Raw genomic sequence first — 15746 nt, 5'->3', positions numbered from 1 at the left:
GACAGATTGCTGTTTGCGGGACTTTCATGCTTTCTTTGTATTGCTTTTAAACCAGAACTTGTTGAAGAATAACGCAGGCTCGACATGGCACATGTAGTCGCATTGGTCGCAGTTTGCCAACTGCTTTCTCAGTGCTGCATAATTCTTACCATACCAGAATTCCCTGATAGATTTACCCTTGATATTTCCAACAGCCTTTTCTTTGCCTAAGAAATGTATGCATGGGAATACATTTCCGAATGGATCGATATGTATGTCTGAGATTGGCGCAAAGCATTTAACTCTCGGCCGTTTATCTGTGATCCTTTTAATGATGTAATCAAGATATTCAATTGAAATATCCAAAACATTGTTGCGATCTTTGATTTTTTTTAATTCTTTAAAAAGATCAACCAGCTTTTTGTTGAATTCGTTGGATTGGTAATTTTTGAGGTAACCGAGTTCGACGATTGGATAAGAAGTCACAAGATCTATACCCAGACTCTTGATGAACTTGATTATTTCCATGGCATCATCGATATTCTCATCCATCACTACAAAATTTACATTGATGGCGGTTTGCTTTTTTAGGAGATCCCTGAAGTAGATAGTGTTTTGGATGCCTTCGATGGTTTCATTAAACTTGTCAACGCCCCTTATCCGCTTGTATGTCACAGAATCCATGCAGTCCAGAGAGAAAGTGATAATGTCGCAATTTGTTTCAACGAGCTTTCGAGCGAGCTTCTTGTCGGAGAGAATTATGCCATTCGTGCTAATCTGTGTAATCAGATGCTTAGATCTGACATAAGAAATCATTTCCAATATATCCTCCCTCACAAAAGGCTCTCCGCCAAAGAAGGAGAATACTGATGCGCCGATATCGGCAAGTTCATCTACGATTCGCTTGAACTCATTAAAGTCCATCTCTCCTGCCGATGGTTTTTTTGCGAGATCGCACATCTTGCACAAAGAATTACAGCGCCATGATGGTACGATTATGACATTCACCGGACCGACAACGTTTTTATTAAGATATGCGGAAGCGACGACACCGGCCATCCGGACAGCGTTTTTCGGAAACCACAAGAAATCGCTTTCTCTAATCTTTTGTCTAAGGATTTTAAGGTATTTGCTTCTCATCTCGAAGAATTCTATACTGCATCCTGTTTTTTATCCGCTTATTGAATTGATATCGCCCGTTATTGTAATAGTCAATTGCTTTTTTCACCATCTTTTGTAATTCATTAAAACTTTTTATTGTTGAAACTTCCATTCCGAAAGCGAAGAGCAGCTCAATGGGTAAGTTGTAATAAGACTCAAACTTTAAAAGCTAAGCGCATTAAAGTTTGTTAGTCGAATTATCCAATACTAATGGATCGGGATTGGGAACAATCCCGCGAAGCGGATGGTTTAATACTCCGCAGCTTGCTACGGAATCCGTTCCCAAAGCTTGCTTTGGGATTCATACCTGTGATTCCAATGAAAACATTCCGCAATTGTATTTCAAAAATAATTTTGATATGGGTATGATAAATATATAATATGTGTTCTGTATGGACCGAGGCCAAAGGATACATGTTTGATAATGATGTCTCATCGCGGAATTAGGCGGCAAACAGAGAGAACAAACCTCAACCCGACTCAGACAAAGGAACATATCTTGCGGCTTACGACTGCTGTTCTTAATCTTTTTGGGGCGCCGTCACTATGAAGAATAAAATCCGTTCCAGCCAACTGCTCCCTTTTGCCATATCTTTCGGTATCTTCATGATAGCCGCCGTATTCGGATGGCTTAAACTCCGCTACGGCTTTAATTTTGCTGATGAAGGTTGGCACATGACAGAGGCCTGGCGGCTTACAGTCGGTGATGACTTTTTCAGTGACAAATTTACAGGTGCGCTCAGGGCTGCAACACTGATTAACTCTCTTATTTTTAGGATTTATCCCGGCATAACATTGCTTGGTTTCCGGGAATTGCAATTTATTCTTACTATTGTTTCACTGTTGTTTTTGAGCTTCGCGCTATACAAAATTAGTAAAGAGTTCTGGTTTCAGCCGATAATATTCTCCGTATTTGCGTTTACAGGGCTTGATCCCATGGGCGCAATCTCGAATCTTAGCTATTACACCTATCCCCATCTGTTTATAACCCTTCGGCTGATCAGCTTCAGTCTGCTCCACATGAGTGTGGTCGTCATTTCGGTGATTATATTGTTTATTATTATCAGGAGATTCAAAATAGAAGCTCTTGATTTTAATTTTAAGGATATGTGTTTTGTTATGGCGCCGGTTTTATTATTATGGATAATTTTCCTTGGTATTTATGGAAACGCCTTCATCTGGAATGTCATTTCATCACTTCAAGTGATATTCTCTCCTTCAAATCCATTAGTGAACTCGTTAATCTACATTAATCTGGAGGTCTTGAAATATACCATCATCACCTTGCTTTTTACGATTGTCTTTTTGTGGAGCACAAAGATATCCAAGACCGCTCTTTTAGTGGCTGTCTTATCAATACTGGCAATATTGATGTTCACGGCTATCGATACGACCTTTTTCGGATTGATAACGACTTATCATCGCGGCTGGTATAACGGCTGGTATAACCGTCCCATGTGGTTTTCCGCTTTATTGGCATCATCGTATTTCTTATTTTTGTGTTATTTCATATTTAAAATTGTCAAGAAAAAGTCATGGAATAATTTTGAATTATTTGCTCTTATTGTTTTTATTCCCGGCATAATTACAGCCATCGACGGCAGTATGTTTTCTGGTGTTGGCATTGGAGCAATACTCGGCTCTTCCATCCCTGCTGTGGCGGCAATGACATGCATCATCCTGTCTTTGGAAACCATCAAAAAGAGGGCATATCTTGTACAATTAACCATTCTAATTCTGTTTTTCGCACCTTTTTACTATTCAACGGTATGGACTGACTGGAAATTTCTTTTTTTTGATGTAGCTCCTGAACAGGCAAATGCTGAAATAGAAACGGGATTCGGCAAGGGTATCAAAACCAATCAGATTTACAAAAACTTATATAATTGGATCAGTACAACGTCTCAGGCTTATTCGAATAAAGATGATTATGTAATTTCTTATGTTGCCTCTCCCATGGTGTATATAATCGCGAGGCGCAGGCCAGCCCTGGATGAATCCCATATTTCTTTTGCAGAGTTTCCTGAGGATTATTATCATAAGACAATGGAATTCATGAAAACCCGTAGGCGCAAGCCAAAACTGGTTTACGTGTTTGAAGCAATGCCTGCTCTGTATACTATTAATCTGGAAGAACCTCTACGCGTCTGGCAAGGCAAACAATTTTCTTTCCCTTCCGACGATCCTATTTCTCAATATGTCCTTGCCAATACGACACTGATAGACAGTTTCCCCATTACGCAGGAATTATCTGTAAGGTGTTTTCTTGATAATGCGTCTGCATTACGTGTATTGGAAAATAAATTGAATATTGATCCCGCTAATCCGAATTCAAATTTGCTTATGGGAAATTTTTATCAAAGGCGGGGGAATTTTAATAAGGCCGAAAGATATTATCAAAGAGCACTGGATACCAACCCGAAGTTCATCCCGGCTTTGATGCGCCTGGCGATCAATCAATCTCTGAAAGGAAATGATCTGGAAGTCTTGAATCTCTTGAAAAAAGTTGTAGCAATTGATCCGAATAGGATTGATAGTTACTATAATATTGCCTGTATCTATGCCAAGCGAAAACAAATTAACGATTCAATTCTGTGGCTTACGAAAGCGGTGGATAAAGGTTTTAATGATGGGGGACTTTTGCAGACAGACCATGATTTTGATAACATCAAAAATACGAAGGACTATAAGGCGATTCTGAAGAAACTTCAAGAAGCTAATGTTAGGGATTGAGGCCTCATATGAAAAATAAAATCCATTCCAGCCAGCTTCTTCCCTTTTTTATATCTTGTAGCATTTTCATTGTGGCCGCCGTATTCGGATGGTTCAAACTCCAATACGGTTTTAATTTTGGCGATGAAGGCTGGCACATGACAGAGGCCTGGCGGCTTACAGTCGGTGATGACTTTTTCAGTGACAAATTTACAGGTGCACCCAGGGCTGCAATATTGATTAACGCTCTTGTTTTCAGGCTTTACCCCGGCATAACATTGCTCGGTTTCCGGGAATTGCAATTTATTCTTACTATTTTTTCACTGTTGTTTTTGAGCTTCGCGCTATATAGAATCAATAAAGATTTCTGGTTCCAACCGCTCATATTTTCCGTATTTGCGTTTACAGGGCTTGATCCCGTGGGCGCAATCTCGAATCTTAACTATTACACCTATCCCCATCTGTTTATAACTCTTCATCTGGCATTCTTCATCATGGGGCTGATCAGCTTCAGTCTGCTCCACATGAGTGTGGTCGTCATTTCGGTGATTATATTGTTTATTATTATCAGGAGATTTAAAATAGAAGCTCTTGATTTTAATTTTAAGGATCTATGTTTTGTTATGGCTCCGGTTTTATTATTGTGGATAATTTTCCTTGGTATTTACGGAAATGCCTTCATCCAGAGTGTTATTACAGAGGTTCAATTGAGGCTTTCTTCATCCCCTCATTTAGCGGGGCCCCTCATTTCCATTAATGGGGAAGCATTGAAACGCGTCAGCATCACCTTTCTTTTTACGAGTGCCTTTTTGTGGAGTACAAAGATATCGAAGACGGTATCATTAGTTGGCTTATTGTTCATACTATCAATAATGATGTTTTTTGCCATCAACACGTCTCTGTTCGGATTGACAACTCCTTATTATCATGGCTGGTATAACGGATGGTATAGCCGTCCCCTATGGTTTGCCGCTTTATTGGCATCATCGTATTTATTGTTTTTGTGTTATTTCATATTCAAAATTGTTAAGAAAACGCCTTGGAGTAACTTTGAATCGCTTGCCATTGTCCTCTTTTTTTATAGCGTAATCGCAGCCATTACCAGCAGTATTCTTTCTGCCGTAGGTTTCCTGACGGTGCTTCACTCTTCCATACCCGCTATAGCAGCAATGGCATGCGTTATTTTATCCATGGAAACGATCAAAAAAAGAATCTATCTTGTAAAATTGGCTATTTTAATCTTGTTTTTTGCTCCTTTTTACTATTCAACGGCATGGTCTGACTGGCAATATACTTTTTTCGATGTGGCTCCTGAACAGGCAAATGCTGAAATAGAAGCAGGGTTCGGCAAGGGCATCAAAACCAATCAGATTTACAAAAACTTGTATGACTGGATCAGTACAACGTCTCAGGCTTATTCGAATAAAAATGATTATATAATTTCTTATGTTTCCTCTCCCATGGTGCACATGATAGCCCGGCGTAGACCAGCCCTGCAAGACCCTATTATTTCTTTTATAGAGGAGCCTGAGTATTATCTTCATATGACAATGGAATTCATGAAAACCCGTGGGCGCAAGCCCAAACTGGTTTACGTGTTTGAAGCAATGCCTGCTCTGGTGCCTATTGCTCTGGAAGAACCTCTGCGCTTCTGGCAAGACAAACAATTTTCTTTCCCTTCCGGCGATCCGATTTCTCAATATGTTCTTGCCAATATGACACTGATAGACAGATTTTCGATTGCGGAAGGTTTGTCTGTAAGATGTTTTCTGGATAATGATTCCGTATCACGTTTTATGGGAAGTAAATTAAAAATCAATCCCACTAATTAGAATCTGAACTTGCTCATGGAATGATTTTTTAGAAAAAAGAAGTTTGAATCATCTCCGACTATCATCAAATAATCATAACGGTTAATCTTTTAATAACCTGTAATCTTTTAATCTTCTAATAAAATAAAAAATCTGTCTGTGATCAACCAGTTTTAATAATCTAAAGAATATTTGGGGCCTCAAATAAAATTTTCTAAAGGCAGTCGATTGCGCTGATAGCAGTTGTTCCCTGGTTACGCCATCAGGTATCCATTCCGGTTCCTTGTAGCTTTCTTTATTCCAGTTCGGAACAAATTTGCCTTTTAGTATTTCCCACAATTCAGAACCAGGTAAAACATCTAAAATCATAAATTGCGCCCGTGACAATTTTGACCTGACAGCAAAATTTATATTTTCTTCAATAGTATCGGCAGTCTCTCCCGGTAACCCAAAAATAAAAAATCCCTGGCAGGCTATACCGACCTTGTCCGCTGTTGCAATCGCTCTTTCAATAGTCTCTATGGATTCTCTTTTTTTAATATTTTTTAAAATCCGAGGATTAGCGGATTCAATGCCATAGGCAAAATAATAACATCCACTGTCCTTCATTAATTGAATAATTTCCTGATCGACTTCATCGGCTCGGATTCCGTTTGGACAGGCCCATTTAATGTTAATATTCTTTTCAATTAACAAATGACATAGTTTTTCTAAGTTATCTCTTCTTAAAGTCAAATTATCATCTTCGAAGTGTATTTCTTTTACTTTGAAATCTTTAACCAAATATTCAATTTCCGCGACAACGTTTTCCGGAGTTCTGAATCGTATTTTTCTATCGCAAAATTGGGGACTGGCGCAAAATGTACATTCATAAGGGCAACCACGGCTGGTGATAATCACACCGATAGGAAATCCCTTCATAAAAGCTCCATGCGGAGCCCTGGGGTAGCTGTTCGGGTCTATTTGTTCCCAATCAGGGAATGGCAGTTCGTCCAGATTCTCGACTATCGGCGATTTTATTATTGGCTGCTGTTCATTTTTTAAATTTTTTAAAGAGTAAACACCTTGAATATTATCATTTTGAAAGCTTCTGTTAATTAAATTAAGGAACGAGAGTTCTCCCTCTCCACACACTACATAATCAGCCCCTGAATCAATTAATGTTTGATAAGGTAAAAAAGTAGGATGCGCACCGCCGATAATAGTTCTAATATTATTTTTTTTTAATTCTCTGGATAATAAAATAACTTCTTTATAAAAAGCCGTGAGACAGGTTATTGCTACGGCGTCAGGCTTCAAGTCTAAAATCTTACCAACCATTTGGTTCAATTCCAAACTTTCTTTTAACCCGTCAATAATTACTGTGTCTATCCCGAACTTTTTTAAATATGACGAGAGATAACCCAGCCCCAGCGGTGGTGTTATTATGTGAGAGTTATAATTTGGTCTTATTAAGACAATTTTCATCTCAGGTTTTTACATTTCTCAATTTATATAATTGCTTTATCAGCGTTGTTCCCAGTTTGCCGATTTTCGCCAAAGAAATAGTTGAAATGCCGGAAGTTCGCGGAGCAAAAGTAATTTCTTGCCAGAAAAAATTTTCCTTATTTTTCGTAATCATCACCGACAATAATGTGTTGGGAAGAAAAAAATCACGGGGGATTGCCGGTATGTATTTACGTAAACATTCAACTTTCATCAAACGGAAAGGTGTGTTGGCGTCTTTCACAAAAATCTTAAATATTATGAGTATTACTACTTTAAGCGTTTGCGAGATAAACCGTCGAGCCAATCCGTCGCCGCGTTTCACGCGATAGCCAATAATAAAATCATAGCTATTCCGTTTTTTCCAAAAATGCCAAAAATCGCTTGATCTTGTTTGGCCATCGGAATCTGTTTGAAAAATCCAATCCGCATTTTCGGCAATGGCATATTTATAAGCAAAGATGCATGTTGGCCCGTGTCCCGTATTTTCTTTGCTAATCACTACCAGATCTGGATATTTACTCCGGATGTTTTCTAAAACGCTTAATGTATTATCTTTGCTTCCATCATTAAATATTACCAGTTTGCTATCATGCCCGATTTTTTCAATAACTTTGTGCCATTCATCCACGACATTGACTATCACGTTCTCTTCGTTATAGGCCGGCATAACAATGTAAAGTTTATCCATAGTTATCTTATTACTTTATAAATATCGGCAAAATCAAGGAAATATTGGCTACTGAACAGTTTCCCCTGAATGTTACCGCAGAATTGTTTGATAAAAACTCTTCTAATATAAAATATCCCTTGACAAGGTAGGACAGCCTTCTTAAAATCAAAACACAATATGTTAAAAAATTGTTTTATAGTCCTGTAGGTGAAAACATGGAATTGATTTGTAAAAACTGTAAATTGAAAAAGGATCACACCGATTATATCTTCGTCGGTACGGGCGGGTGACACACTGTCGGATCAGTTGAGATCCGCAAATGCCCAAGGTGTGGGTATAAGATCGTACTAAGCGACGGAGAAGTTCCTGAGATGAATCCAGGTGCTGCGACAGAAGACTGCGGAATCAAGATATGTTAAAAGAGAGCAACGCTCTCCATCCACCTATCCAGGAACCCAACTCTAAGTTGTAAAATAATCAATTAATGCCAATCATTTTATGGTAGTCCCACGGGGAGTTGAACCCCGGTTTTTCGCGGGAGAGTTTGTCGGAAATGCGTAAATTTACCATTTTATCAATATTGAAATTTGTTTAAACCGATGAAGTCCTGACTAAATTCACGATCCAATAACTTATTGAACGTTACATCTGCTATTCCTCAATATTTTGCAGTCATTAGAATTGAGGATTACCATTTGAAGAATGCAACGTGAAAATAAGCTAGAGTGTACAATTTTGCTCTTGTCTGCCGTTTCGAAAAGCAATAAATTTATGACCTGCTTTTCTTTTGCTATCGTCGAGTTTAAAAAAATTACTTTAAAGTTTTGTCTTCCGATAGCTACTGGGAGTGGTGCCTGTCCAGTTCTTAAAGGCATGGTAAAAATTTGCTGTGTCTTTATAGCCCAGTTCCGCAGCAATGTTTTCTATCGGCGTGTTCGTTGAGGAGATAAGTTCAAGAGCCTTTTTCTTCCGGAACTCATTCAACAGGGTTTTGTACGATATACCCTCGACAGCAAGGTGACGTCTCAGGGTTCGGGTAGACATGTTCAGCCGGCGAGCCAGCTTTTCGAAGCAAGGGGGGTCTTCATAAGGGAACAAAAGTTCCTGTTGTATTTTGTCCAGAGTGGACTTCTGTTCATGCAGGTGTGCATAAGCCCGCTTGCACTCTTTTTCATAGGTGTCCCTGGTCAGGGCATTGGCCAGGGGTAATTGTTTAGACAAATAGCTTTTATCGAAAATCACCTGATACCTGTTTGCGTTGAATGTAACCGGGCAATTGAAAATATCCTGATAAGCATTGACATATTCAGGCTGTGCATACGTCAGCATTATCTCTTTTAGAACAAGAGGCGCGCCCAATGCATTGCAGCATAAAGTATAGGCAGACACTAAATCGCGCTCGCACAGAAATCGCCTCAGATCTCCGAATACAATAAGTTCCTCGCAGCTCATGATCGCGTCGTTATCCTTTACGATGAGCTCGTATTGGCAATATGTCTGCGTGAGGTCCATATACTTGAATACCATGCGGATTGCGTCAAGAAAAGTGTCACAGAAAATTGCTGGAATGGCCACCCGGCTCATAGCGCTGACATTGTGCAGTTTGCCTATTTCCAATCCGATCTTCGGGTCGGGAATCAGGGCAATAGCTCTTCTGAAGAGCTTCAGCTCCTCTTCGGGAGTGATGGATATTTCAGGATCCGTCAAATCATCAGCACTAATCTTGCTGCCGTATAGAAGAACCTCAGCGGAAACATTGAATTTCTTTGCATACTCGGCAAGTATTCTTATGCTGTAGATAGATCGCTTAAGATTTAGACGATCCGTTGACTTGAGATGAATCTTGCCAAGATCGGGAGCTTTATTCATAACGTACTGACCATGCCTTCTATTTCGCTTGAACAATCTTAGAGAGACGTTGAAAGACTCTTGATACAGTTTAATCACACATTGGAAGATTAAATTGCACTGACACCTTCTTTCTGTTCATTGATAATCAATATACCGTCTATTTGAACAAGATCGAATATGATTTAAGGCCATATACATTGTGGTTAGTGGCCATTAGTCAATTATTTTTAGCCGTACCATGATGTTTCGTCATAATGCATCTGTCTGAAAATCTTTCTAATATTCGATTATTATACCCAATATTCAAAAAGAATTATGAAATATCCGGACAGCACCTGTCTCACTGACCGCAACTCACAATTGAATTGACCTCTCATAATATTGTTTTAAGTAACCTTGCTTGCTACTCTAGCATCAACAGAAAAATAAGGCAATATCACAAGGAGGAGCTATGCCGAAAGAATATGTACAAGGATTACTTTGCGATGAAATACAGGCAAAGTGCGAGCAGATGCCGGACTTTCCTGTTGTTACTTTCGAAAACGGCGATAGCCTGGCGGACGAGGTGGTAACTTACAAAGACATTTTCCTGAACGGGTGCAAAGTTGCGAAAGCCCTTGAGGCTGCAGGCATCGGTAAGGGAGACCGCTTCAGTCTGGTTATGCGCAATCACCCTGAATTTATTTATACCATGCTTGCCGGGTCCATGACCGGTGCTGTCGTCGTACCAATCGATCCGCGGTCCAAAGGGAGCAAGCTCAACTACCAGATCAAGGATTCCAATTCGAAAGGCATCATCTACTCCAGCGAGTTCAACGACGATGTGAATAATGTCCTGAACGAGCTAAAGGACGTCAAAGTAATAGGAGTATTGCACAAAGAGGGTTTCAAAAAACCTGCAATGAGTAATTACCCCTCTCTAAACGAGATCCTTGATGGTCCCGAGGTCGGTCTTCCAGATAATTTGAACCGGGAGATCAACGTACCTTTCGAGGTCATCTATACTTCGGGTACTACAGGCGATCCCAAGGGAGTTGTGGTTAAGGCGCATCGGCTGCCCATGTTTATCATGCTTGCCCAGCTTATCTGGCAATATACCCCGGATGATAAGCTCTACACCGGACTCTCGCTCACCCATGGCAATGCGCAATCCGTTACTCTGATACCTTCTCTAATGTTAAATATTCCGTCGGTCATCAGCCGCAAATTCACAAAGAGTAGGCTCTGGGACATCTGCAGGAAGCACGGTTGCACTACCTTTTCGCTTTTGGGTGGCATGATGATGGGCATCTATAGCGAGCCCAGAAGGCCGGACGATGCCGACAACCCGGTGCGTAAGGTCCTGAGCGCAGGAACACCCAGGAGCATCTGGGAGGATTTCGAGAAGCGTTTCAACGTGAAGATTCATGAATGGTACGGTGCCGTGGAGGGTGGCTTTGCGCACAATCCTCCGGGTGAAGGTCCCATTGGTTCATTCGGCAAACCTATTGAAGGAGTCATGGAGATGAAAGTGGTACACGATGATGATTCTGAATGTGCCCCTGGAGAAATCGGCGAGCTGGTCGTGTCCCAGAAGCAGGGTAAAGTGGAAGTGGAGTATCTTGGTAAAAAGAAGGCTTCCGAAGACAAAACCCGCGGCGGCATACTCCGCACCGGTGACATGTGCCACAAAGACGAGAATGGGTGGCTGTTCTTCGATTTCCGCAAAGGCGGGGGCTTAAGGCGTCAAGGTGACTTTATCTTGCCCGAGTATGTGGAGAAAGCAATAGCGGATCTCGGCTACGTGAGTGATGTCTGCGTGTACGGCATACCGGCTGAATCGGGGGCGCCGGGTGAGAGCGACATCGTCGCCGCTGTTGTACCCGTTCCGGGTACAAAACTCGATGTGGCGATTATCGCGAAAGAACTCTCCAAAACCTTGGAAAAAGGCTATATACCACAGTATCTTCAAATCGTGGACGAGATACCCAAAACTGCTTCCGAGAAGAATCTGGATCGCGTATTGCGAGACGAGTTCCGCATGGACGCAAGCAATGTCTTCGCATTTTAGAAAATGTATCAGCCCGAAATATGGAGTGTATGTCATGGCTCATTTCAGACGCTCAAGGCTGTAGACATGAAATTAGCATCAACAAGATTTCATAAAAAATAAAGAGGAGATACAGATGGACAATGTATATGTAATCGGTGTCGGTATGATAAGGTTCGGCAAGTACCTCGACGGGTCTGTAAGAGGGATGGCCAAAGATGCTCTGAACGCGACTCTGGCCGATGCCGCGTTAGGAATAGAAGATCTACAGGCTGCCTATGTGGCCAATTCCTTCTGGGGTATGTTTTCCAACCAGCATTCCATCCGTGGCGAGGTTATGCTCTGGGATTCGGGATTTAAGGGCATACCCATCGTGAATTGTGAAAATGCCTGTGCGGGTGGTTCCACGGCCTTCCACTTGGGGTATACCGCCATCCTTTCCGGTATGTATGATGTAGTACTGGCGCTTGGCTCGGAAAAGATCAGCAATCAAAACAAGGCTCTTTCCTTGAGCGCATACGCCACGTGCATGGATGTGGAGAACTTTGAAAAACACATCAACATGCTGATGGATCTCAACAAGATATTGGACTTTAAACTGCCCGAGGGAGAGACTCCTCCCGGAGAAGGGAGAAGCATCTTCATGGATGCTTATGCCATGGGAGCGCGGTGGCACATGAAAAAATACGGGTCCACAAAAAAACAGCTTGCCGTGATTTGCTCCAAAAATCATCTGCACGGATCTCTCAATCCTTATTCCCAGTTTCAGGAAACAATGACCGTTGACGAAGTCATGAATGCCCGACCGGTGACCTATCCCCTCACAGTTCCCATGTGTGCGCCTGTGGGAGATGGAGCTGCTGCTGCCATTCTCTGCTCGGATAGATATCTGCGGAAACTTAAAATCGCAAGGCCGGTGAAAATCAGGGCCTCCGTGCTCGGATCGGCGACCCATCGTGATATTGACGGTGAGGATATCGGCGAGAGACTTTCCAAAAAGGCTTACGAAATAGCGGGAATAGGACCTCAAGACATTGACCTGGCCGAACTTCATGATGCTACATCCTACGGGGAACTGCATCAGTGCGAATGCATGGGATTTTGCGCGCCGGGCGAAGGCGGACATTTTGCAGAATCAGGAGCCACAACGCTTGGCGGCAAACTGCCCGTGAATACGAGCGGCGGACTTGAATGCAAAGGACACCCCATTGGTGCGTCCGGCCTTTCCCAGATTCACGAAGTTGTTACCCAACTCAGAGGTGAGGCAGGAAATCGTCAGGTCGAGGGTGCACGTATTGCCCTCACGGAAAACGGCGGAGGAAACCTCGGCGTAGAAGAGGCTTCTATGACCATACACCTATTCGAGAAAGTTTGAGACATTTCCAGTCTGCTCAAACCTGTACAAGAGGCCGCTTAGGTTATATCCCTGCTGTGATGGGAAGCTGCTTCTTCCACGATAGGTAGGAAAAGATCTGGGAATCTGCATTATTGAGGCAGGATGCAGTACGATAAATAAAAAATCTCACAAAAATACTTACGTAAGGAAAAAATTCAAAAGAGGGGGTGTTGGGTATGTCCGGGTCTTTTAAACCAAGCAAGTTCAAGTATGTTAGTGATCCGCCGGTTTCAACAAAACCGTTCGGCATCGAGGTTGACAGAGACAAGTGCGTTGGATGCAGCGTCTGCGTCAAACAATGTCCAGTCCAATCCATTGAAATGGTTCCGCGGAAAGAACCTTCGCAGAGGCAGCAGGCGGCGTGTCAGTACAATTGCCCGGCAGGAATAGATATCAGGTGGTACATGCAACTCCTTTCCAAGGAAGGCTCTTATGAAGATGCATGGAGAACAATCACGGAGACGAACCCGATGCCGGCTGTTACCGGAAGGGTCTGCCCGCACCCTTGCGAGAATTCCTGTAACCGGCGTGGTGTGGATGCGGCACTCAACATCCACGGCATGGAGCGATTTATCGGGGATTACGCCATCGACAAGGGGCTATCCTTTGCAAGGCCGGCCAAGGTGCTCGGTGAGAAAATTGCGGTGGTGGGGTCCGGTCCATCGGGGATGTCGTGCGCATACCAGCTTGCCCGGCTAGGGTATCAGGTTACCGTGTATGAGTCGGGATCAAAACCGGGGGGCATGCTCACCTGGGCGATTCCGCAATATCGTCTGCCCGAATCGGTGGTGGACAAGGAGATGAAGCGAATCATCGATATGGGCATTACCATGAAGCTCAACGTCGCCATCGGAAAAGATATAACGCTCGACGATTTGAAAAAGAATTTCAACGCTGTCTATCTGGCCCCGGGTGCTCAGAACAGTAGTTCTGTGAGTTTTGGATGGGACAAGGAGGCAAGCGTTTATCCAGGGCTGGATTTTTTGAGGTCTGTAAAGAAGAACCAACCCCTCAAGTTGGGGGGAAAAGTCATTGTCGTTGGCGGCGGTAATACAGCTATTGATGCAGCGCGAACGGCACGCCGCATGGGTTCAGAGGTGACCATCCTCTATCGCCGGACCATTGCTGAGATGCCCGCACATCAAACAGAAGTGGAGGCAGCCCGGCAGGAAGGCGTAAAAATTGAGTTTCTGTGCGCTCCCGTACAAATATCGAAAGACGGCGCGGCGTGGAAGGCGATCTGCCAGCGAATGCAATTGGGAGAACCGGACGAATCGGGACGAGGGAAACCTGTCCCTGTCCAAGGAAGTGAGTTTGACATTGCATTTGATGCTCTCATTATTGCCGTGGGTCAGAACCTTAAATCAGAAGGTTTTGAACGCCTGCTCGGCTCATCCTGGCTTACGTCCGGCATCATGGGGAATACGAACGAGAAGGGAGTCTTCGCGGGAGGTGACGCAGCACAGGGGCCGGGCTTGGTTTCCGAGGCCGTCGGCGCGGGAAAAAAAGCTGCGCTGGCCATCGATGCCTTCATCAAGGGCAAGGAGGCAACAGTGCCTCTAGTGAAAGAGATCGACTACACAGGTGTTCCTTTTCCTGAAATTAAAAAGGAAGAGCGAAGCGAATCCACGGACATTCCGGTAAAACAAAGACTCAGTCAGCCTGATACGGAGGTTTGTACCACGTTGAATGGCAACCAGGTATCGGCTGAACCAAAGAGATGCCTCGGTTGCGGTTTGAACGAGCCGAATTTTGCCGGGGTGCAATATTTCGGCAAGATCTGCATTGCCTGCCACGATTGTCAAGCAGTCTGCCCGCAGGAAGCCCTGGTTTTTCCTCATTTCTACAATGTGGAAGAAGGTAGATTTGCCTATGACTTCGATTATCCAGAGGTTGGTCAGGGATTCCCCAATCCGCTTCAACTGGATAAACCTGTTCCTTTGAGCGAGATAGGAGATAAACTCACCGGTGTGGAAAAGGTGCTGTACAGTCGGCGCTCAGTGCGCGTGTACAAAGATCAACCTGTGCCGAAAGAACTCATCAGCCGGGTCATTGAAGCGGGCAGGTTTGCGCCATCGGCGGGCAACTGCCAGGGATGGAAATTTGTGGTAGTTACGGACAGGAAGCTTCTGCAAGATCTTTCCGATTCCTCGCTTAAGTTCCTCGCCATCTTCACCAAGCTCTATCAGGGCAGGGGGTTGGGCAGAACAATACTGAAAAAAGCTCTGGCCTTCATCAAACCGAATTCTATCGATCAGAGGCCAATGGCGGCGATACAGGGTTCGCTGGCGCCCAGGTTCGGCGAAGGAATGGCACACTGCATGTTCCACGCACCGGTGGCCATATTCCTTTTGAAACATAGTCTGCACATCTCCGAACCGGAGCTCGGTATGGGCATCCTGGGACAAAACATGGTGCTGGCGGCACATTCACTGGGGTTGGGAACCTGCTATGTAGGATTCGTGGCCAATGCGCTGAACCTTGATCCTATAACCAAAATGAAGTTCGGTAAAAAACTGGGACTCGCGTGGCCTTATAGCTCGGTGTCCATAGTTATTACCCTCGGCTATCCCGCGGTGCAGGTTGATAAACCCGTGGACCGCGAATTTCCGAAGATTAACTGGGTGGAGTGATACAGGAATTATTGAA

General features: G+C 43.4%; 10 protein-coding genes. 6 read left to right on the top strand and 4 right to left on the bottom strand.

The features are described 5' to 3' along the window. Positions 1-24: 24 nt before the first annotated feature. Complete coding sequence (locus CVU62_02470) at positions 25-1119, bottom strand: hypothetical protein (GenBank protein PKN39082.1); 1095 nt, start codon at positions 1117-1119, stop codon at positions 25-27. Positions 1120-1325: 206 nt separating this feature from the next. Between CVU62_02470 and CVU62_02465 the strand changes: the two genes are divergently transcribed. The 3 genes from CVU62_02465 (at position 1326) to CVU62_02455 (ending at position 5684) form a co-directional block, all read left to right on the top strand. After that, positions 1326-1520, top strand: coding sequence for a hypothetical protein (locus CVU62_02465; protein ID PKN39081.1), 195 nt, complete (start codon positions 1326-1328; stop codon positions 1518-1520). Between the two features lie 166 nt (positions 1521-1686). After that, on the top strand, positions 1687-3873 hold the full coding sequence (locus tag CVU62_02460; protein ID PKN39080.1) for a hypothetical protein: 2187 nt from the start codon (positions 1687-1689) through the stop codon (positions 3871-3873). A gap of 8 nt (positions 3874-3881) precedes the next feature. After that, entirely contained in the window at positions 3882-5684 is a 1803-nt protein-coding gene (locus CVU62_02455) for a hypothetical protein (GenBank protein ID PKN39079.1), read from the top strand. 81 nt (positions 5685-5765) lie between these two features. Here CVU62_02455 and CVU62_02450 read toward each other — a convergent pair whose 3' ends face one another. The 3 genes from CVU62_02450 to CVU62_02440 all read right to left on the bottom strand — a co-directional run bounded on the left by CVU62_02450 (position 5766) and on the right by CVU62_02440 (position 9690). After that, positions 5766-7130 carry a hypothetical protein gene (locus CVU62_02450; GenBank protein ID PKN39078.1) on the bottom strand — a complete coding sequence of 455 codons (1365 nt, stop codon included), beginning with the start codon at positions 7128-7130 and terminating at the stop codon, positions 5766-5768. 1 nt (position 7131) lies between these two features. Further along, positions 7132-7839 (bottom strand): glycosyltransferase, encoded by a 708-nt coding sequence (locus CVU62_02445; protein ID PKN39077.1) that lies wholly within the window; start codon positions 7837-7839, stop codon positions 7132-7134. A gap of 798 nt (positions 7840-8637) precedes the next feature. After that, entirely contained in the window at positions 8638-9690 is a 1053-nt protein-coding gene (locus CVU62_02440; protein ID PKN39076.1) for a hypothetical protein, read from the bottom strand. Between the two features lie 433 nt (positions 9691-10123). On the opposite strand from CVU62_02440, the gene CVU62_02435 reads away from it, so the two are divergent. The 3 genes from CVU62_02435 to CVU62_02425 all read left to right on the top strand — a co-directional run bounded on the left by CVU62_02435 (position 10124) and on the right by CVU62_02425 (position 15730). Then, on the top strand, positions 10124-11722 hold the full coding sequence (locus tag CVU62_02435; GenBank protein PKN39075.1) for an ATP-dependent acyl-CoA ligase: 1599 nt from the start codon (positions 10124-10126) through the stop codon (positions 11720-11722). A 115-nt stretch (positions 11723-11837) separates the two neighbouring features. Next, positions 11838-13076 carry a thiolase gene (locus CVU62_02430; GenBank protein PKN39074.1) on the top strand — a complete coding sequence of 413 codons (1239 nt, stop codon included), beginning with the start codon at positions 11838-11840 and terminating at the stop codon, positions 13074-13076. A 197-nt stretch (positions 13077-13273) separates the two neighbouring features. Next, positions 13274-15730: a hypothetical protein gene (locus tag CVU62_02425; protein PKN39073.1), complete on the top strand. Its 2457-nt coding sequence runs from the start codon at positions 13274-13276 to the stop codon at positions 15728-15730. Positions 15731-15746 lie beyond the last annotated feature (16 nt).

The organism is Deltaproteobacteria bacterium HGW-Deltaproteobacteria-2 (assembly GCA_002840505.1).
In the GTDB taxonomy this organism is placed as follows: domain Bacteria; phylum Desulfobacterota; class Syntrophia; order Syntrophales; family Smithellaceae; genus Smithella.
The sequence above is the reverse complement of the archived record's forward strand: the minus strand, read 5'-3'. Positions and strand labels throughout refer to the sequence as shown.